Source organism: Acidimicrobiales bacterium (assembly GCA_035547835.1).
Classification (GTDB): domain Bacteria; phylum Actinomycetota; class Acidimicrobiia; order Acidimicrobiales; family Iamiaceae; genus DASZTW01.
Genome location: DASZTW010000020.1, coordinates 128,772 through 148,744, shown reverse-complemented (window position 1 = coordinate 148,744; position 19,973 = coordinate 128,772). Strand labels below are relative to the sequence as shown.

18 protein-coding genes are annotated in these 19,973 nt (G+C 69.8%); 12 read left to right on the top strand and 6 right to left on the bottom strand.

The genetic code is table 11. The features are described from left to right. Positions 1-25: 25 nt before the first annotated feature. Positions 26-2,200, bottom strand: coding sequence for a hypothetical protein (locus tag VHA73_16770; protein ID HVX19678.1), 2,175 nt, complete (start codon positions 2,198-2,200; stop codon positions 26-28). After that, entirely contained in the window at positions 2,200-3,105 is a 906-nt protein-coding gene (locus tag VHA73_16765) for a hypothetical protein (protein HVX19677.1), read from the bottom strand. The genes VHA73_16770 and VHA73_16765 overlap by 1 nt, the downstream gene beginning before the upstream one ends. Before the next feature lie 64 nt (positions 3,106-3,169). Here VHA73_16765 and VHA73_16760 point away from each other — a divergent pair, with 64 nt between their 5' ends. From VHA73_16760 to VHA73_16750, 3 genes are all read left to right on the top strand, one after another. Beyond that, on the top strand, positions 3,170-4,573 hold the full coding sequence (locus tag VHA73_16760; protein ID HVX19676.1) for a magnesium chelatase: 1,404 nt from the start codon (positions 3,170-3,172) through the stop codon (positions 4,571-4,573). 70 nt (positions 4,574-4,643) lie between these two features. Beyond that, complete coding sequence (locus VHA73_16755) at positions 4,644-5,219, top strand: sigma-70 family RNA polymerase sigma factor (GenBank protein HVX19675.1); 576 nt, start codon at positions 4,644-4,646, stop codon at positions 5,217-5,219. 101 nt (positions 5,220-5,320) lie between these two features. Further along, positions 5,321-6,130: a hypothetical protein gene (locus VHA73_16750; protein ID HVX19674.1), complete on the top strand. Its 810-nt coding sequence runs from the start codon at positions 5,321-5,323 to the stop codon at positions 6,128-6,130. A 165-nt stretch (positions 6,131-6,295) separates the two neighbouring features. Here VHA73_16750 and VHA73_16745 read toward each other — a convergent pair whose 3' ends face one another. Then, the gene (locus VHA73_16745) at positions 6,296-7,522 is read right to left on the bottom strand and encodes a family 1 glycosylhydrolase (GenBank protein HVX19673.1); all 1,227 of its coding nucleotides are present in this window, start codon (positions 7,520-7,522) and stop codon (positions 6,296-6,298) included. A 68-nt stretch (positions 7,523-7,590) separates the two neighbouring features. Between VHA73_16745 and VHA73_16740 the strand changes: the two genes are divergently transcribed. Next, positions 7,591-9,624 carry a hypothetical protein gene (locus tag VHA73_16740; protein ID HVX19672.1) on the top strand — a complete coding sequence of 678 codons (2,034 nt, stop codon included), beginning with the start codon at positions 7,591-7,593 and terminating at the stop codon, positions 9,622-9,624. 112 nt (positions 9,625-9,736) lie between these two features. Here VHA73_16740 and VHA73_16735 read toward each other — a convergent pair whose 3' ends face one another. Continuing rightward, positions 9,737-10,735 (bottom strand): alpha/beta hydrolase, encoded by a 999-nt coding sequence (locus tag VHA73_16735; protein HVX19671.1) that lies wholly within the window; start codon positions 10,733-10,735, stop codon positions 9,737-9,739. Positions 10,736-10,862: 127 nt separating this feature from the next. Between VHA73_16735 and VHA73_16730 the strand changes: the two genes are divergently transcribed. After that, a complete protein-coding gene (locus VHA73_16730; GenBank protein ID HVX19670.1) occupies positions 10,863-11,147 on the top strand; it encodes a WhiB family transcriptional regulator in 285 nt (94 codons plus the stop codon). An 18-nt stretch (positions 11,148-11,165) separates the two neighbouring features. Here VHA73_16730 and VHA73_16725 read toward each other — a convergent pair whose 3' ends face one another. Further along, complete coding sequence (locus tag VHA73_16725; protein HVX19669.1) at positions 11,166-11,984, bottom strand: hypothetical protein; 819 nt, start codon at positions 11,982-11,984, stop codon at positions 11,166-11,168. 67 nt (positions 11,985-12,051) lie between these two features. Here VHA73_16725 and tatA point away from each other — a divergent pair, with 67 nt between their 5' ends. After that, entirely contained in the window at positions 12,052-12,243 is a 192-nt protein-coding gene (tatA, locus tag VHA73_16720; GenBank protein ID HVX19668.1) for a twin-arginine translocase TatA/TatE family subunit, read from the top strand. A 69-nt stretch (positions 12,244-12,312) separates the two neighbouring features. Here the strand turns inward: tatA and VHA73_16715 are convergent, their stop codons facing one another. Beyond that, positions 12,313-12,549, bottom strand: a complete 237-nt coding sequence (locus VHA73_16715; GenBank protein ID HVX19667.1) for a WhiB family transcriptional regulator — start codon at positions 12,547-12,549, stop codon at positions 12,313-12,315. 316 nt (positions 12,550-12,865) lie between these two features. Here VHA73_16715 and VHA73_16710 point away from each other — a divergent pair, with 316 nt between their 5' ends. The 6 genes from VHA73_16710 (at position 12,866) to pstA (ending at position 19,965) form a co-directional block, all read left to right on the top strand. Continuing rightward, on the top strand, positions 12,866-13,129 hold the full coding sequence (locus tag VHA73_16710; protein HVX19666.1) for a hypothetical protein: 264 nt from the start codon (positions 12,866-12,868) through the stop codon (positions 13,127-13,129). A gap of 23 nt (positions 13,130-13,152) precedes the next feature. After that, a complete protein-coding gene (locus VHA73_16705; protein HVX19665.1) occupies positions 13,153-14,073 on the top strand; it encodes an ROK family protein in 921 nt (306 codons plus the stop codon). A gap of 63 nt (positions 14,074-14,136) precedes the next feature. Further along, positions 14,137-16,725, top strand: coding sequence for an RNA degradosome polyphosphate kinase (locus tag VHA73_16700; GenBank protein ID HVX19664.1), 2,589 nt, complete (start codon positions 14,137-14,139; stop codon positions 16,723-16,725). A 126-nt stretch (positions 16,726-16,851) separates the two neighbouring features. Continuing rightward, complete coding sequence (gene pstS, locus VHA73_16695) at positions 16,852-18,009, top strand: phosphate ABC transporter substrate-binding protein PstS (protein HVX19663.1); 1,158 nt, start codon at positions 16,852-16,854, stop codon at positions 18,007-18,009. Between the two features lie 10 nt (positions 18,010-18,019). Beyond that, positions 18,020-18,979 (top strand): phosphate ABC transporter permease subunit PstC, encoded by a 960-nt coding sequence (gene pstC / locus VHA73_16690; GenBank protein ID HVX19662.1) that lies wholly within the window; start codon positions 18,020-18,022, stop codon positions 18,977-18,979. Then, entirely contained in the window at positions 18,976-19,965 is a 990-nt protein-coding gene (pstA, locus tag VHA73_16685) for a phosphate ABC transporter permease PstA (GenBank protein HVX19661.1), read from the top strand. Before pstC ends, pstA begins: the two co-directional genes overlap by 4 nt. Positions 19,966-19,973: the final 8 nt, after the last annotated feature.

Here is a 19,973-nt window from a genome sequence, read left to right as displayed (position 1 = left end):
AGCCACCGCCCAGGTGGCTGAGCGCTCACAGCAGTGGGGTTTGGTAGCGGTTGGTGGCGGAGTGGTCGGCGGACTCGAGCGTGAGGTCGACTTCGAGCTCGCGGATGGCGCCGTCGGGATCGGGAACCACCAGGCGGATCTGGCCCACCCGGACGCAGGTGTCGGCGCCGATCTCCCCTTCCCAGGTCCATTCGAGTGGGTCGCCGTCAGGTCGCCACGTGGCGCGGGTCGACACTCGCACGTCGCGGACCGGCTCGCGCAGGTCGCTCACCACGTGGACATCCATCGCGAGGGTCTGGCCGGGCACGAGTGGGAACGGGGGGTGGTCGGCGACCACGATCACGGGGCGGCACGCGTCGACCAGCGCGTCCCAGGCCCGCTTGGGTGTGCGCCGGTGGTCGAGCACCGAAGCGGAGATCGCCGGTCGGCTGTCGGCCAGGAAGTAGTGGGCGAAGCCGCCGGTCGGTCGGTACTTCAAGCGCCGAAGCGTCTCCACGATCCGCTTCACGACGATCGCCTGGTATTGCTGGGTGGCGTCCCGCCAGCTCTCCCACGTGGGAAACGAGTCGGGCGGCACGTGGCGGGCGAAGCTCTGGGGCTGGAGGCCGTGGTCACGGGCGAGACCGTCCCAGTCGACGTCGGGCCACAGAGACGGGTCGACGTACGGCGCGTCGTCGGGCACGGCCTGGGCGCCGAACTCGCTGACGAACCGCACCAGGCGGGGCACGGCTCGAGCCAGCCGGTCGAGGTCGTCGACTTCACCTTGGAACCAACCGGGGAACAAGTGGCTGTCGGTCCCGTCGAAGTCGGGAGGGTGCGGGAGCACACCGCTGTGGGCGATGACGGGCCGGGTGCCGTCGGCGGATCGAAGCGCCCGTTTGATCGTGCGGTCGAGCACGGTCTTGTTCCAGTTCGGGAGCTGCTGGGCAGCGAGGCTGCGGCGGTCGAACCCTCCCGGCTCGCCGGCGGGCCCGCGGCCTTCGACGCCGAACGGCTCGTTGTGGCCGCACCAGACGATGAGCGACGGGTGATGCCCGAGCAGGTCGACCGCCCTCGCGGCCTGGCGGGCGGCTTCCTTGCGGACCGACCGGTGATAGCCCCACTGCAGCGGGAGGTCCTGCCACAACAACATGCCGGTTGCGTCGGCTGCCGCGTACAGCTCGGGTCGGCCGATGTGACCGTGCACGCGCAGCAAGTCGAGGCCGGCGTCGCGGGCCAGCATGACGTCGTGCGCGATGTTGCCGGCCGGCACTTCCCCGAGGGGGGCGGCCGCCGGCGCGAGGTTCGCTCCTTTCAGGAACAGCCGCTCGCCGTTGACGTGGCAGATCCAGTTGCGAAGCCGGACCGAGCGGAGCCCGATGATCACCGACCGTCGATCGCTGGGCTCCGGCGCGGCCTGCGGCGTCACGGTCACGGTGAGCTCGTGGAGCGGCTGGTCGCCGAGGGCACGCGGCCACCAGAGGTCGGGCGACGGGATCGTCATCCCCCACTGCACCGTGTTCTCCCCGGCCGCGAGCGGCTGGTCGAGCTCGTGGTCGTGATCGCCGACGGTGGTGCGGATCCGCGCGACGCCCGCGGCGTCGGCGTCGAGCATGGCCGTCATGGCGAGCACGGCGCGTTCCGGTGTGGCTTCGGTGCACAACACCCGCAGCCGACGCACCGCGACGGGGCCGCTCGGGCGCAGGCGCACCGGCCGCCAGATGCCGCCGGGGTTCCAGCCGGGAGCGAGGTGCTCACCGTGTTGGAACACGCCGGTCAGCGCCCGCTTGGCCGTGAGGTCGCCCGGCGGGCTGCACGTCACCTCGATGCCGATGCGATGCGGACCGCCCCGCGCGACGAGGTCGGTGACCTCGAAGTCGTCGGGTACGAAGTAGCCCTCGGTGTCGCCCACGTAGGCACCGTCGAGCCACACGTCACCTTGGTAGAAGATGCCGTCGACCTCGAGCCACCACCGGTCCGTACCGGGTTCCGCCAGCTCGAAGTCCTTGCGATACAGGATCGGTCCGTCGCTGGCGGCGAACTCGGGCACGCTTCGCCAGTGGCCGGGAACGGTCACCGGGGTCCAACGACCGTCGCCGTCGCCCTCGAGCCAGGTGCGGTGCAGCTCATCGTCGGCGATGCTCGCCTGCCACGTGCCGTCGAGCTCCAACGCCGGGCGCACAGGCGGCGCGTGCGCCGCCTCGACCCACCGGTCCGCCATCAGCCCCCAGCCTTGGTGACGACCGTGCAACCCGTGCCGGGCTGTGTGCACACCGAGACCTGACCTTGGAGCTCGCCGATCACGGCGCCCGGGCTGGTGGAGCTGAACCCGATCTCGTAAGGCCCCTGCACGAGCTGGATCTGTGCGGCGGGACGCGGCCCGGTCGAGCTGGTGGCTTGGAACGTGCCTTGCAGCGTGGCGGATCCGGGCCCGATCAGCCGCACCGGGAAGCCGACGTGCAGCGACGCCTGTCGTTGGAAGCTGATGCGGGTCTGGCCGTCGGCGGTGAAGGTGACCGTGTCCATCGGCGTGGGCAGGTTGTTGGTTGCGACGGCGACGGGTGACCCGAGGTGGTACGTCCCTGGGTCGAGCACGAAGGTGCGACTGCCGAGCTGCGGCGTCGCGCCGCCCTGGTCGACGTGGACCGGCACGTCGACCAGGTCGATCGCCCCGGTGCCCGAGAAGGGGAGCGGCTGGCCTGCGTCCCAAGCGATCGAGACCCGTTGGCCGTTGACGACCGCGTCGGTGATGGTGGCGCCGTTGCCCGAGCCGCGCTCGGCCGAGGTCACCGTGAACGGCGTCGCGACGGTCAGGTTCGCTCCTTGCACGTCCGCGCTGGTCACCGAGCCCCCGAAGCTCACCTGGTTCGGCGCCACCGCCCGTCCCTGGATCACCGGCGCCACCGCGGTGCCCCGCCCGATCGGGCCCGGATACGTGGATCCCGGCTTCACGGTGGTGGGGGTGGCGGCCACCAACTCGCCGCGGCTGCGGTGGGAGCGGTGGACGATGTCGGGCTTCACGATCACGGTGACGGCCGCGACGAGCAGCACCACGAGCGCCACCGCGCCCACGACGACGCGGTCGGCCCGCACTTGGGGCATGCCGGGGATGTCCGAGAGGGCCATGAGGTCGCCAGCGTGTCACACCGCCCGACGCGGCCGCAGCGCGTCGGCCGGTAGCGTGGCCAACATGTCGAATCGAGCCAGCACTCTGGGGGAACTGCGCGAGTCCGGGTGGGTCTCGCGCTCGGTGAAAGACGAGATCCGTGAGCACGCGGTCGAGCGCATCCGAGCCGGCGAGCCGTTGGTCGCACAGGTCCTTGGCTACGAGGACACGGTCCTGCCGCAGCTCGAGAACGCCCTCCTCGCAGGGCACGACGTCATCTTCCTCGGTGAGCGCGGTCAGGCGAAGACCCGCATGATCCGGTCGCTCACCGACCTGCTCGACGAGTGGATGCCCATCGTCGCCGGCTCGGAGATCAACGACGACCCGTACGCGCCCGTGTCGAAGCACGCGCGCGATCTCGTGGCAGACGCCGGCGACGACGCCCCGATCTCCTGGGTGCACCGCGACGAGCGTTTCGGCGAGAAGCTGGCCACCCCGGACACGTCGATCGCCGACCTCATCGGTGAGGTCGACCCGATCCGGGTGGCGGAGGGCCGTTATCTCTCCGATGAGCTGACGCTCCACTACGGGCTGGTGCCGCGCACCAACCGCGGCATCTTCGCCATCAACGAGCTCCCCGACCTCGCCGAGCGCATCCAGGTCGGTCTGCTGAACGTGCTCGAGGAGCGCGACGTGCAGGTTCGGGGCTACAAGATCCGCCTTCCCCTCGACGTGTTCCTGCTGGCCTCGGCGAACCCCGAGGACTACACGAACCGCGGCCGGATCATCACCCCGCTCAAGGACCGCTTCGGCTCGCAGATCCGCACCCACTACCCGCTCGAGGTCGAGACGGAGATGGCGATCATCCGCCAGGAGGCCCGCCCGATCGACGTCGCCGGGATGACGGTCTCGGTGCCCGACCACATCACCGAGGTCGTGGCCACGATCAGTCATCTCGCCCGTGCGAGCTCGCAGATCAACCAGCGTTCGGGCGTCTCGGTGCGCTTGTCGGTGGCGAACTACGAGGCACTCGTCGCCAACGCGGTGCGCCGCTCGCTCCAACTCGGCGAGACCGACGCCGTGCCTCGCGTCAGTGACCTCGACGCGCTGGCCGGGTCGATGGCCGGCAAGGTCGAGCTCGACACGATCGACGACCGGGGTGACGACGTGCTCGGCAACCTGGTCGCCAAGTCGGTGCTCACCGTGTTCCGCGAGCGCTGCTCCACCGAGCGCCTCACCGACGTGGTGAGCGCGTTCGACGGTGGCAAGGTCGTGCACGCCGGCGACGACCTGCCGGCCGTCGAGTACCTCTCGCTGCTCGACTCGAGCCCTGCGCTGCGCGACGCCGTCACCGAGTTGGTGGGCGGCGACGAGCGTCCCGGCACGATGGCGAGCGCGGTCGAGTTCGTCCTCGAAGGTCTTCACCTCTCGAAGCGACTGAACAAGGACGCCGTCGGCGCGCGCGCCACGTACCGCTCCCGTCGTTAGGCCGCCCCGGTTGGCGGGATGCGGCGGTCAGCAGACGTCGGGCCTTGACCGGGCCGGTACTATCTGACCCATGGCCGCTGGGGAGCGGCTGCGGGCGACGGGCTTTGCGTGCCTGTTGGCCGCAGCACGAACAGGTGACGAATGCGCGATCGCCGAGCTGTGGCGCGTCTACCGGCCGCAGGTCCTGCGCTACTTCAAGGTGGCCGCGCCACGCTGCGCAGAGGATCTCGACGCGGAGACGTGGCTCGAGGTCGCCCGCCGGCTGGCCAGCTTCGAAGGCGACGAGGATGCGTTCCGGCGCTTCTTGTTCACCGTGGCCCGTCACCGCCTGATCGACTGGCAGCGCCGCGAGGCGCGCCGGCCAGCCGTGGTGCTGTATGACCGGCTCCCCGAGCTCCCGGCCCCCGACGCGGCGACGCGGGTCGCCGCCGGGATCGGGCTCGAGGCGGCGCTGTCGCTGCTGGGGGGGCTGCCGGAGCCGCAGCGTGACGCCATCGCGCTGCGGGTGATCGCCGATCTCTCCGTCGGTGACGTCGCGGAGCTGTTGGGTCGGACCCCGGGTTCGGTTCGCGTGCTGTGCCACCGGGGTCTGGCGCGGCTGGCGGCGCTGGTCGAGCCCGACGACCTCGTCGAAGCGCTGGCCTGACGAAGTCGGCCACGGATCGGCCGTCCTCCGACCGATCGACGCCTCGAAGAATTTCTCGATGGGCTGTAACGCGCCGGGACACTTCGACGTTCTTCTCGTTGATGACGTACCCGGTGCGCCGCGACCTCGACGCGTTCACTGCCGAGCGCCTGCTCGGCGGTTCGCCGGGCGCGTCCGACGACTGGGCATCCGTCGCCGAAGTCCTCGCAGCGGTCCGATCGCCCGCCACACCGGAAGAGAACGAAGGCGCCAGCAGCGCCGCGTCGCTGCTGGCCCCGCTGGTCGTCGCTCCGGCGGCGGCTGAACCGGTGCTGCTGGCCGCGTCCGGTGACTCGCACCGACCCCCACGCCGCCTCATGTCCCGGGTGTCGAGCAGGCTGACCGCGGTCTGCGCGTTGGCGTTCTGCGCCGTCGGTGGCAGTGCCGTCGCTGCGGCCACCATGCCGCCGGCGCCCCGGGCCTCGCTGGCGCCGTCGACGGTGCAGTCCGTCGCCACGATCGCCCCGGCACTGCCGGCGCCCGGGTCGCTCCGGCTCCTTGCCGGCGCCGACGAGGAAGCGACCTCGCAGCTCGGTGCCGTGCGCGCCCCAGCGACCGCCGCAACGACGTCCAATCCGGCCGCGGAGGCCGAGGCCGGCGCGACGGCGACGCCGGCGAGGTCGGCTGCCACGCCTGCCGCCGCGCCCGCGGCTCCGGTTGATGGATCGCACCGTCGTGGAGCGAGCGCGGGTGGCGGCAAGTCAGCGTCGGCTCCCGGCCACAACCGGCCGGCGGTCGCGGGCGCCGGCCAGCCGGGCTCGAGAACTCGTCACGGGAAGGTCTCACGGTCGCACCCCCGCAACGGCCACGCGAACCCCAACCACGGCCGGGCGGGTTCGAAGAACGTGCATGCATCTGGGAAATCTCGGTGATGCGTGCCCACCAGATCTGCCTCAACCCCTCCGGGGCAGACCCGATGGAACCGCCCCGCCCATCAGCGGTTCCATCGATCACAGAGGGGCGGGCGTAGGTTTCCGCCCGCTACCTGCGTCCCGCCCCTCTGTACTTCTTCTCACCGCACTCGGCGCCAGCCCGCCTCACTCGTCGGGCACCTCGTTGGCGGCGGCCACCCGCGCCGCCAAGTCGGCGGAGCCCCTCGCCTCGCGGTCACGGTCGAGCAACCCGAACGCCACGTCGAATCCGTGGCCCCACTCGTAGTTGTCGATGCCGGTCCAGTAGAAGAAGCCACGCACGTCGATGCCGCCGTCGATCCGTTCGGCCGTGATGCGCAAGCAGTCGGCCAGGTAAGCGGCCCGGCGACGGTCGTCGGCGGTGCCCAGCCCGCATTCGGCCACCAGCAGTGGCTTGTCGGGCAGGAGCTCGGCCAGGCGTTCCAGCACCACCCCGAGTCCTTGTGGCCACGGCACGTAGCCCATGGGCCCGGGGTTGCCCTCGGGTGGGTAGCGCCGCCACCTGCCGGCCGAGTCGACTGCGATGGCTGCGTAGTAGGAGAAACCGATCAGGTCGAAGGCGTCGCGGTAGTCCGGGACGTCGACCGGAGGTTGGCCGGGCACCGCGAGCACCCCGTCGCGGAGCGCGCCGGTCCAACAACCCCACATGGCATCGTCGATCAGCTCGGTGGCGACGGCCGTCTCGGGCCCGTCGTCGGCGGGGAACACGGGACACAGGCCCTGCACGGTGGCGACAGGGACGCCCCCGCCCCGCAGGCCGCGCCACGCTTCGAGGTTGGCGAGGTGGATGTCGCGCAAGGCCGCCGCGAAGTCGGCCTGGTTGCGTTTGCCGGGCGGGAGGGTCCCGGACAGGAATCCCCCGGCGGCGTAGAAGATCGGTTCGTTGATCGGTTTCCAGCCGGCGACCAGGTCGCCGAACGTCTCCGCCACGAACGCGATGTGCCGCGGCCAGAAGTACGTGCGTGCGTGCCGATCGCCGAAGCCGCCTTCGTCGATCGAGAACCAGCCGGGCAGCGTGAAGTGGTGCAGGCAGACCCATGGACGGATGCCGGCGTCGCGGGCGGCCTCGAGGATTTGGCGGTAGTGCTCGACCGCGGCGGTGTCGCGCTGGCCGGGCCGTGGTTCGATCCGGGCCCATTCGATCGACAGGCGGTGGTGGGTGAGACCGAGGTCCGCCAGGCGGGCGAAGTCGTCGGCGTAGCGGGTGCCGAACCCGTTGCCGTCGCCGCTCGGCGGGGCGTGGCCGTCGCGTTCCCACGCGGCCCAGTCCGAGGCAGGCGCGGCGCCTTCGGTCTGGGTCGACGACGCGCCGGTGCCCCACAGGAAGCCGTCGGGGAAGCGGTAAGAGGTCACCGGCGCATCATGTCGCACGCCGGTCGCGCTCGCGGGTGGTGCCGGGCGGGCACCGGTACGCTTGCCGCGTGGCTGCCGGACACCGCTTCCGTTACTCGCGTTGGGACGGGACCCAGACCGGGTTCGATTTCGACGCTGACGACCTCTTCGCCGAGATCAACGACGACCTCCTGTACCACGGCGACTTGAACGCCGCCCTGCGGCGCTTGATGCAGCAGGGGTTCCGCGACCGCGACGACCGCCAGGTCCAGGGTCTGCGCGAGCTGATGGAGCGCTTGCGCGACCGCCGCCGCGAGCTGCTCGAGCAGCACGATCTCGGCGGGGTGTACGACGACATCGCCCAGCGGCTCCGCGACGTGGTCGACACCGAGCGCGGCGCGCTCGACGAGCTGGTCGAGGAAGCACGTGCGTCTGGCGACGCTCGCCGGCAGGAAGTCACCGAGGAAGCGGTCAGCGGGCGCCAGATGGAGCTCGACCTGTTGCCGCCCGACCTCGCCGGCATGGTGCGCGAGCTGCAGAAGTACGAGTTCACATCGAGCGAGGCCCGCGAGCAGTTCGAAGAGCTGATGGAGCAGCTCCGCCAAGAGCTGATCCAACGGCAGTTCAACCAGATGTCGGGCGCCATGCAGAACATGTCGCCTGAGGACCTCAACCGGATGAAGGACATGATGGCCGAGCTGAACCACATGCTCGACCAGCGTGCCGCGGGGGAGGAGCCCGACTTCGAGGGCTTCATGGATCGCTATGGCGACTTCTTCCCCGAGAACCCCCGCAACCTCGACGAGCTGCTCGAGGTGATGGCCCAGCGGATGGCCGCCATGCAGGCTCTCATGAACTCGATGTCGCCGGAACAGCGCGCCCAGCTCCAGGCGTTGTCCGACCAGTTGCTCGAGGACATGGACCTCCGCTGGCAGGCAGACCAGCTCGGCGAGCACCTCCGGGGCCTGTTCCCGCAGATGGGCTGGGACCGCAGTTACGACTTCGAGGGCCAGGACCCGCTCGGCTTCGCAGAAGCCGCCGCCATGATGAACACGCTCGGCGACCTCGACCAGCTCGAACAGATGATGAAAGGCGCGTCGAGCCCGGGCGCCCTCGCCGAAGTCGACATCGACCGTGCCCGTGACCTGCTCGGCGACGACGCGGCACACTCGCTCGACCGTTTGAGCGAGCTGGCCAAGATGCTCGAGGACGCGGGGCTGATCGAGCAGCGCGAGGGCCGCTTGGAGCTGACGCCCGCCGGCTTGCGCCGCATCGGCCAGAACGCCTTGAGCGACTTGTTCGCCAAGCTCACCCGTGATCGTCTCGGCAAGCACGAGATCGAAAAGATCGGCATCGGCCACGAGCGCACGTTCGAGACCAAGGCGTACGAGTACGGCGACCCGTTCAACCTCGACATCGGCCGCACGATCCGCAACGCTGTGCAGCGCCAGGCCGGCGAGCGGTCGGAGCGAGCATTGCCTGTCCACCTCCGGCCCGACGACTTCGAGGTCGAGCGGACCGAACAGGTCGTGCGGTCGGCCACCGTCTTGATGGTCGACTTGTCACTGTCGATGCCGATGCGCGACAACTTCCTCGCCGCCAAGAAGGTGGCGATGGCGCTGCACTCGCTCATCTCCACCCAGTTCCCTCGCGATTACCTCGGGATGGTGGGCTTCAGCGAGGTCGCCCGCATCGTCGAGCCCGAGCACCTCCCAGAGGTGTCGTGGGACTTCGTGTACGGCACCAACATGCAGCACGGCTTCGCACTGTCGCGCCAACTGCTCGCCCGCCAGCACGGCCACAAGCAGATCATCATGATCACCGACGGCGAGCCCACCGCCCACATCACCCCGAGCGGCGAAGTGCTGTTCAACTACCCGCCGATCCCCGAGACGGTCGAGGCCACGCTCACCGAGGTCGTCCGCTGCACCCGCGACAACATCCGCATCAACACGTTCATGCTCGACGCCACCGGCTACCTCCAGCACTTCATCGAGCAGCTCACCGAGCTGAACCGCGGCCGCGCGTTCTTCACCACCCCCGAGACGCTCGGCGAGTACGTGCTGGTCGACTGGGTGGAACAACGCCGCTCGCTGTCGCGCCGCGGCCGTCGCGCCGGCTGACCTGCCGGGTCGCCACGACGCGGTCGATCCCCGAACGGGGCCGTCAAGAGAAGATCGGTCCGCCGTGTCCCGGCAGTGGAATGCCGGCTGTCCCGCGGGCCGCGCGGGTCGGTCAGAGCCCGTGGGTGTCCAAGAAGGCGTCGACCGCGCCGGCGATCTCGTCCGGATGCTCGATCGGCAGGGTGTGGCCGGCCTCGTCGAACCACACGATCTCGCTGCCCGTGATCCGCTCGTGCAGCTCGGATTGGATCCGCGGCGGGCAGAACTGGTCGCGGCCCGCGGCGAGGATGAGCGTCGGGGCGCGCACGGACTCCAGCATGTCGGCGGCCGAGTGGCGGCGCATGGCATCGGCCAACAGCGTGAGGAAGCCAGGGTCTCGGGTGGCGAGATGGCGCAGGTAGGGGCCCAGGTCGGCGGGTGCGACCCGATCGCCGGTCGCGCCGATCAGCCGCGCCCCCACCGTGCTGGTGCGTTCGATCCCGACCAGCGCTTGCATCGGCCTCAGGAGCTCGGGCGCCGCGCGGGCCACGAGGTAGGCGAACGGGAAGAGCCGCTCGGCGAGGTTGCCGCCGTAGAACGTGCGCAACGGGTTCTCGAACGGGCCGGCCACCAGCACGAGCGCGGCCACCTGTTCGGGGTGGCGGCGGTACAGCTCCAGGGCGATCTGCACGCCCATCGAGTGGCCGATCACCACGGCGGGTCGCCGCCCGGTGGTCGCGTCGGCCAGGACGCCGACGAGGTCGTCGGCGAGCCTGGAGATGGCCAAGTCCTCCCACGTCAGACCCCGCGCTGCCCGGCCAGGTGCGCGGGGAAGTCCCGATGCCCCGTGGCCGCGGGTGTCGGCGATCACCGCTGGGTGCCCGCTGGCCGCGAGGTGCGGTGCGAGGTAGGCCCAGTACGCGTCGCTGCACGACCAGCCGTTGGCGAACAGGACCGGGGTCGCGTCGCTCGCCTGCACTCGTCGCCTTGCTCGGTGCGGCCCTTCGTCGCGGGTGAGGATCGTGTACGCGAGGGGGGTGCCGTCGTCGGCGACGACCTTGCGGTCCTTCGGAAACAGCGCGTACGAGGCGTCGGCGTCGGGGGCCGGCGCCCACCCCCCGGGGGTGCTCAACGGCTGTTCCCCTTGCGCGATTGGCCCGGAGCGGCGAAGATCACAGTGTTGTAATTACATCGTCGTACGGCGTGGTGCCGCTGCATCGTACGTCCACCGCCTCGATGATCCACCTGGGGGTGAGGTCGTGATTCACACCTCGATCCAAGTAGCGCCAACAACTGAGGAGCCAGGCTGGCAGGACTTCGCCAACTGCCTGGGCGTCGACCCCGACTTGTTCTTCCCGGAGCGAGGAGCGTCGACGCGCGAGGCCAAAGAGGTCTGCCGGGGGTGCGTGGTGCGCGAGTCCTGTCTCGAGTACGCGCTGACGCACGGGGAGAAGTTCGGCATCTGGGGCGGCATGAGCGAGCGTGAGCGCCGGCGGATCCGCCGCGCCCGGGCGCTCGCCCAACGAGCCAGCCAGACCGCCTGATCCCGAAGCCCGCGTCACTCACGCTCGGCGCCGACCCGATTCGGCTTCGCGCAGGCGCGCTTCGATCGTGCGGTCCGGGTCGAGGCCGAGCGCAGCCCAGCGCTCCGGAGGCGTCAACTCCAACACCGCCTGCGGCAACAGGCCGACCAACTCCGCGCCCTCGACATCGGTGCCGATGTCGCTCGCGGCGGCCGTGACCACGGCGGCTGCCGTACCAGGTCCGCACTCCAGAGGGTCGACCAAGTTCATCGACACCTGCATCCGTCCGCCCACGTCGAGGCCGAGCGCGCGGATGCCCGGGCTGCGCACCCGTGAGGCGATCTCCTGCGCGGTGGGCAGATCCGCGTCCTTCAGCCAGATGTTGTAGGCGACGAGCGGCGGCCGGGCCCCCACGGCGGTGGCGCCCGCAGTCGGGTGGGGTACGGGCGGTCCATCATCGGGCTCGAGCGTTGTGAACGCTCCCCGGCGGACTTGCGGCAGGGTGCGTTCGGGTCCGTACCGGAAGCACGGCAGGCCCAACTCCCGTGCAGCCCACCTGCTGAACGCGTCGCGGGCCGCGATCGCCCGGGACATCGGCGCGGTGCCGAGTGGCACGAACGGCACGACATCGACCACGCCGATCCTTGGGTGCACGCCGCGGTGCTCGGAAAGGTCGAGCAGCGCGACCGCCGCCCTGGTCAGCCGCCGGGGTGCTTCGGTGCCGACCAGGGTGAAGACGCTGCGGTGGTGGTGCGGGTCGGTGTGGAGGTCGAGCAGATCGCCGCGGCACGCGGCCCGGAGCTGATCGAGGATCCCCTGGTCACGACCCTCGCTCACGTTGACCACGCACTCGAGCACGCCCGCAGCGTGCCACGTCGTGACGGGCCGGTGCCGGGTGGGTTGCCAGGGGGCCTAAGCTGAAAGCATGTTCGCGTTCCTGGAAGGCCCCGAGCTGATCATCGTCTTGGTGATCGTGCTCGTGGTGTTCGGCGGCTCGCAGCTCCCCAAGTTGGCTCGGAACCTCGGCGAAGCAAAGCGCGAGTTCGAGTCGGGGATGGAGAACAAGGACGGCTCGGACACCAAGTCCGACAAGCCGTCGGACACCTCCAACAGCTGACCTGCCGCTCTGTCGACCCGCCGCGCTGGCCGCTGCCGCTGCCAGCGCCATTCTCGCTCTGACCTGGGGTCAGTTGCCGACGCGGACCGCCGCTGCTTCCTGCCGGCGGCGTTTGGCGATCCGGCGCCGCTCACGCTCCGAGCAGCCGCCCCACACGCCGTGGTCGATGTGCTGGTCGATCGCGTAGTCGAGGCATTGCGCCTGGACCGGGCATCCGACGCAGATCTTGCGCGCGAGGTCCACCCCGACCCCATCGCTCGGAAAGAACGTCGATGGTGGATGATCCCGGCAGTTGCCCCGGTGCATCCAGGTGCTCTCCATGACTTACCTCTCCCTCGCGTGCGTGGACTCCGCCCTGCCTGGTCCGCATTTCGCCACGCTCCGTCGCAAATTGCGGTAAGGAGGCGCGCGATTGGCGAGCCGACCCGTCAACACGGCGCCTGTTCGCCAGGCGCCACCTGGCGAATCGAACGGTGATCCGCGAGTCGGGGACCTATCTGCGCAGGTCCTGAGTCGCACTTCGCGGTGCGGTCGGCGCCGCCCGCTGCGTGAGCCGACCCGTCGCGACCAGGCCCTGTTCGCGGGATAGGCTGACCGGTCGCTTCCGCAAGCAGGAGTTGTGATGTCGCAGATCGAGACTGACCTCGAGAACGAGCCACCGCGTGGGCACGTGCGGATCGTGTACCTCGGCCCCGTGGCCCCGCACTGGGAGGTTCAGTCGGACTTCGGTGAGCGTTCCGTGATCGACGACTTCCGCGCGCGGGTGCTCGCCCGCCTCACGCTGCTGCCGCCGCATGACCCTCAGTTCCGCCGCAACCGGGAGCGGGTCGTCCGCGACGCCGAGCGTGAACACCTGCTGCTCGACTGGGACACCGGCGAGGAGTAGCGGGCCGCCGAGCCGCCAGCGCAATGCCTCCCACCACCATCGGCGTCGACTTGGGCGGCACCAAGCTGCTGGCCGCGGTGGTTCGCGACGGCAAGGTCGGCAAGACGGTCAAGGTCCCCACGCCTACTGCGGGCCCCGACGCGGTCGTCGCGGCCATGGCCGCAGCAGTGAAAGAGCTCGGGGGCGCCGACCGGGTGGGCATCGGGGCACCGGGCCAGATCGACCACGGTTCCGGCGTGCTGGTCGGCGCACCGAACCTCGAAGGGTTCGACCATCCGGTTCCGATCGCGTCGCTCGTGTCCGACGCGTTGGCAGGCACCGAGGTGCGCATCGACAACGACGTCAACGTCGCGGCCCTCGGCGAGTTCCTCCACGGTGCGGGCCGTGATGCTCCCGACCTCCTCGCGGTATGGTGCGGCACGGGCGTGGGCGGAGGCATCGTGCTCGGCGGGAAAGTGCGGCGCGGCAACGAAGGCACCGCTGGTGAGCTGGGCCACGTCACCGTCGATCCGAACGGGCGGCGGTGCGCCTGCGGCGGCGTGGGGCACCTCGAAGCGTATGCCGGCCGGGCGGCGCTGGAGGCCGAGGCTCGCCGGCGACACGATGCCGGCGAGCCCACCAAGCTGGTGGAGCTGGCGGGCTCCGAGCGCATGAAGTCGTCGGTGTTCCGAAAGGCGCTCCAGGCGGGCGATCCGATGGCCGAGGATCTGCTGGATCAGGCCGTGACTGCCCTCGGGGTGGCCGTCTCGTCGGCGACGCTCCTGCTCGACGTGGGATTGGTCGTGCTCGGCGGCGGCCTTGCGGGCCAGCTCGGCGACACGTTCGTCGGCCGCGTCGAGCAGGCGATCCGCGCTCGCAAGTTCGGTGGACTGTCGGTCCGGGTGGTCGCGTCGGCCCTGCGTGACGACGCGGGTGTCGTCGGCGCGGCCAGCCTGTACACCTGAAGCCACGAACTGTCACCTGCCGTTCACCCAATGGCCATCTCGGTGGGGTGGACTGGAGCCGTCATGGCCTTGACCCGCGACCAGCGCCCGCACGGTCCATTCGGGACTGAGGACGAGCACGCGTCGGACGGTGCCGGGCGCTTCTTGAACCGGGAGCTGTCCTGGGTCGACTTCAACGAGCGGGTGCTGGCGTTGGCCGCTGACCCGCGGGTGCCGGTGCTGGAACGTGCCAAGTTCGCGGCGATCTTCAGCCAGAACCTCGACGAGTTCTTCCAGGTGCGCGTCGCCGGTCTGAAAGATCAGGTGGCGGCTGGCATCAGCCGCACCACGCCCGACGGCAGCACGCCCGCCGAACAGCTCCACGAGGTGCGCGAGCGCACCGACGATGCCGCGCGGCGCTTGGAGCGGGTGTTCCTCGACGACCTCGTCCCCGCGCTCGCGGCGCAGGGCGTGGTGCTGTCGAGCTGGGACGACCTCGACCTCGATGACCGCAAGCACCTCGACGAGGTCTTCGAGACCCGCATCTTCCCGGTGCTCACCCCGCTTGCCGTCGACCCTGGCCACCCGTTCCCGTACATCTCCAACTTGTCCCTGAACTTGGCGGTCGGGGTGCGGGATCCGTCCACCGGTGAGCGCCGCTTCGCTCGCCTGAAGGTGCCGCCGGTGCTGCCGCGGTTCGTGGTGCTGCCCGACGGCGAACGGTTCGTGCCGATCGAGCAGGTCATCGCCGCCCACCTCGACTGGCTCTTCGAGGGCATGGTCATCGAGCACCACCACGCGTTCCGCGTCACGCGCAACGCCGACCTGATGCTCGAGGAGGACGAAGCTGACGACCTCTTGGTGGCGGTCGAGCTCGAGCTGCGAAGGCGCCGGTTCGGTCGCGCCGTGCGGCTGGAGATCGAACGCAACGCCGAGCCCGAGGTCCGTGAGCTGCTCGTGCGCGAGCTCGACTTGGGCCCCGACGACGTGTTCGACCTGATCGGTCCGCTGGACCTCGGCGGGTTGTGGGGGTTGCTCGACCTCGATCGACCCGACCTGAAGGACGAGCCGTGGCCGCCGGTCACCCAACCCCGGCTCGTCGGCAAGGACGACGCACCCCTCGATCTGTTCGCGGTGTTGCGCCAGGGCGACGTGTTGGTCCACCACCCGTACGAGAGCTTCGTCACCTCGGTCGAGGAGTTCTTCCAGGAAGCCGCCACCGATCCCGACGTCTTGACGATCAAGACGACGCTGTATCGCACTTCGGGCGACAGCCCGATCGTCCAGGCCTTGATCCGCGCCGCCGAGCGTGGCAAGCAGGTCGCTGTGCTCGTCGAGCTCAAAGCCCGCTTCGACGAGGCCGCCAACATCGAGTGGGCCCGCGCGCTGGAGGAGGCCGGGGTCCACGTCACTTACGGCATCGTCGGGTTGAAGACGCACGCGAAGATCGCGTTGGTCGTGCGCGACGAAGCCGACGGGCTGCGCCGCTACTGCCACATCGGCACCGGCAACTACAACTCCTCGACTGCCGCGATCTATGAGGACTACGGGCTGCTCACGGCCGACGAGGAGCTGGGCGCCGACGTCACGCAGCTGTTCAACTTCCTCACGGGCTACAGCCGCAACGTCCACTACCGGAAGCTGTTGGTGGCGCCGCACACGATGCGCACCCGCCTCGTCGAGCACATCGAGGAGGAAGCCGGCTTCGGCCGTACCGGCCGGATCATCTTGAAGATGAACAGCCTGGTCGACCCCGCCCTCATCGACGCGCTGTACCGGGCGTCGGCGGCCGGTGTGCGGGTCGACTTGATCATCCGGGGCATCTGCTGCCTGCGGCCCGGCGTGCCGGGGTTGTCCGACCAGATCCGGGTGCGATCCATCGTCGGCCGCTTCCTCGAGCACAGCCGGGTGTACTACTTCGGCAACGGCACCGACGTGGGTGTCCCGCGCTTCTACATCGGCTCAGCCGACCTCATGCCCCGGAACCTCGACCGGCGCATCGAGACGCTCGCGCCGGTGGAGTCCCTACCGTTGAAGGCCCGCTTGTGGTCCGACCTCGAAGTTGACCTGGCCGACGACACGCTCGCCTGGCTGCTCACCGCCGACGGCGCGTGGGAGCGGTCGCCGAGGAAAGCCGCGGAGCGGGTCGAGACGCACCACGCCTTGCGTCAACGGGCGCTCGAGCTCGCTCGGCCGACGCCCCCCGCCGTCAGCACGCTCGCGGTTGCGGGAGCGGCCGACGATGTCGACCACGGAGTCGGTCGATACGACCCCGAGGGTCGTGTGCGCGCCGCAGGCGGACTGCTGTGGCGGCGCCATGAGAGTGGGGTCGAGGTCGCGTTGATCCACCGCCCCGAATACGACGACTGGTCGTTTCCGAAGGGCAAGCGCGACGAAGGGGAGACCGACGAGCAGGCCGCGGTGCGAGAGATCGAGGAAGAGACGGGCGCGCGTGTCGTGCTCGGCCACGAGCTCGCCCACGCGTCCTACATCGACAGCAAGGGTCGACCGAAGTTCGTGCGCTACTGGGAAGCCGAAGTTGCCGGCGACCTGCAGCCGGACAATGAGGTCGACGAGATCGAGTGGGTGGGTCTGAAAGCGGCGCGCAAGCGGCTGAGCTACCCCCACGACATCGAGGTCCTGCGCAGCTTCGAGGGGCTCGGGCTGGTCTGACGGCGATGAGCCAGGCGGGCTGTTCGAGGCCCCCGCTCGTGAACCGCAAAACGTTCCGGCCCTGTTCACCCCCCGTTCACCGTCGCCCCCCTTTCACGTCACTTTCGCTCCTTAGCGTGCCCCGTGATGAGTAATCCACGACTCGCCCCGGGAGGGCACGTGCACGGAAGAACCCGACGGTCGCTGATGGTGATCGCCGCGCTGTTGACGGTGGCGCTGGTCGCCGGCGCTTGTAGCAGCACCAAGAAGGACAAGTCGTCGACCGATACCGGCTCCTCGTCGTCGACGACGGCCGCGGCCGGCGCCGGCTCGTTCGACGCTGCGACGTTCAAGGATGCCTCGGGCACCCTCAAGGGCTCCGGCTCCACGTTCCAGCAGCCGTTCGACAACGGCGCGATCGAGGCCCTCAAGCAGGTCGTGCCCGGCCTGACGATCACTTATGGCGGCGGTGGCTCGGGCCAGGGCAAGACCGACCTGCAGAACGGGACGGTCGACTTCGCCGGCACCGACTCGCTCGTCAAGGACGAGGACAAGCCCAAGTACAAGGGCGAGTTCCTCTACTTCCCGACCGTCGCCGCGCCGATCACGGTCTCGTACAACTTGCCGGTCAAGGGCCTGAAGCTCGACGGCCCGACGATCGCCGAGATGTACGCGGGCAAGATCACCACCTGGAACGACCCGGCGATCGCCGCGCTGAACAGCGGTACCACGCTGCCTTCGGACCCGGTCACGGTCTGCGCCCGCGCGGAAGCGTCGGGCACGACCTCGAACTTCACCAAGTTCTTGAAGTCCGCAGCTCCGACCGACTTCACGGCCGACCCCACGGACCAGCCCACGGTGTGGACCTTCGGGTCCATCCAGAAGTCGCAGGGCAACGGCGGCGTGGCCGCCTGCGTGAAGGGCAAGACCGGCGCCGTTGGCTACGTCGACTTCTCCGACGCCCAGAAGCAGGGCCTCACCTTCGCCGACATCAAGAACAAGAACGGCGAGTTCGTGGCCCCGTCGCTCGAGGGTGCCACCAAGGCGGTGCAGGCCTCGGAGGTCGGCGCCGACCTGACGTACAACCCGATCGACGTGGCCGGCACCGGGGTGTACCCGCTCACGTCGCCGACGTGGGTCCTGGTGTACGCCAAGCAGGCCGACCCCGCCAAGGCTCTCGCCCTCAAGGCCTGGCTCACGTTCCTCGAGACCGACGCCCAGCAGCTCGCGAGCTCCTACAACTACTCGTCGCTGCCCACCGATCTCGCCCGCAAGGCCCTCGCCCAGGTCGAGAAGGTCCAGTAGCACCCGCCACATGAGCGACGCATCAGCGCACTTGGAGAGCGACCGCGGGAGCCACGCCCGCGGTCCTCTCCGCGCTCGGGGGGCCGGTGAGGTGATCGATCGGCTGTTCTCCGGGCTCACCCTCTTGTCGGGCGCGGCGGTCCTCGCCATCTTGGCGTTCATCGTCTGGTCGACGTCCCGGTATGCGTGGCCCGCGCTCAGCGAGCAGGGGTGGAGCTTCCTCACCACCAACGACTGGAAGCCCGACGCCGGTCACTTCGGCGGTCTCGCGTTCGTGTTCGGCACGCTCGTCAGCTCGGCCATCGCCGTGATCATCGCCGTGCCGATCTCGGTGGCCCTCGCGCTGTTCATCGCCGAGGTCGCGCCCCGCCGGCTGCGGCGGACCGCGGTGGCGCTCGTCGACTTGCTGGCCGCCGTGCCGTCGGTCGTGTTCGGTGTGGTCGGGTTGCTGTTCCTGCGCCAGCCGCTGCAGCGCGTCTACGTAGCGCTGGCCGGCAGCTCGGCGAACGGCACCAGCTTCATGACCGCCGGCATCGTCTTGGCGTTCATGATCTTGCCGATCATCACCTCCGTGTCCCGGGAGGTGTTCACCACGGTGCCCGACATCGACAAGCAGGGTGCGCTCGCGCTGGGCGCCACGCGCTGGGAGATGTTCCGGGCGTCGATCTTGCCGTACAGCTACTCAGGGGTCACCGGCGCGACCATGCTCGGCCTTGGACGAGCGCTCGGCGAGACCATCGCCGTCGCGTTGGTGATCGGTGGCAATCCCCAGATCACCGGTGACCTGTTCAAGCCGGGCGACACGATGGCGGGCACCATCGCCAACACGTTCTTCAGCGAGAACGCCGGGATGGGCCAGCGGGCGCTGATCGGCCTCGGCGTCGTGCTGTTCGCCATCACGGTCGTCGTCAACATGGCAGCTCGGGTGGTCGTGACCCGAGCCGAGCGCCGGATCCAGGGGGCGGCGTGACCGCCGTCGTCGAGACCACCGGAGTGCTCACGTCAGAAGCACGCCGCGACGTCCGCATCCCGACCGTGGCTCGCCGGCGCCGGTTGGCCAACGGCGCCGCGACCTGGCTGCTGTACCTCGCGACGGCCATCGCGGCCGGCGCGCTGCTCCTGGTGATCATCGCCTTGTTGCGCAAGGGCGCTTCGTCGCTCGACGCCGGATTCTTCACCCGGCGCCTTCCGGTGTTCAGCAACGCCGACGCGTCGGCTATCGCCAAGCTTCCCGCTGCGTTGCGCGCCAAGTACCACATCGGCTCGACCACCCAGCTCGGCGTCGGACCGGCCATCGCCGGCACGCTCGTGTCGACCGCGATGGCATCGCTGCTGGCGATCCCGCTCGGTGTGCTCGGCGCCATCTACCTCAACGAGTTCGGCAAGCAGAACCTCATGGCCCGCATCGTGCGGTTCTTCGCCGACGTGATGACGGGTGTGCCGTCGATCGTGATGGGACTGTTCGTGTACACGGTCTGGGTCGTGCGCTATGGCACTTCCGGTCCGTCGGCGTTCGCGGCAGCCCTCGCGCTGGCGTGCCTCATGTTGCCGATCGTCATCCGCGCGTCGGAAGAGATGCTGCGCCTGGTGCCCGACGAGTTGCGTTCGGCCAGCACCGCCATCGGTGCCCGTCGCTGGGAGACCACGCTGCGGGTCGTGCTGCCGGCGGCGCTCGGCGGGATCACGTCCGGCGCCATGCTCGCCGTCGCCCGAGCTGCCGGTGAGACCGCCCCTGTGCTGTTCACCATCGGTGTCATCGGCGGGAACCAGCCGGCCAACTGGTCGCTTTCCGGCGGCAACACCACCCTCGCTGCGCAGATCTTCAACAACGCGAAGCAGGGCGACCCTCGCCAACAGCAGTTCGCGTGGGCGGCCGCCATCACGCTCGTCCTGCTCGTGTTCCTGCTCACCTTCGTTGCCCGCCTCATCGCCAATCGGTTCTCGACGAGCCGATGACCTACGGA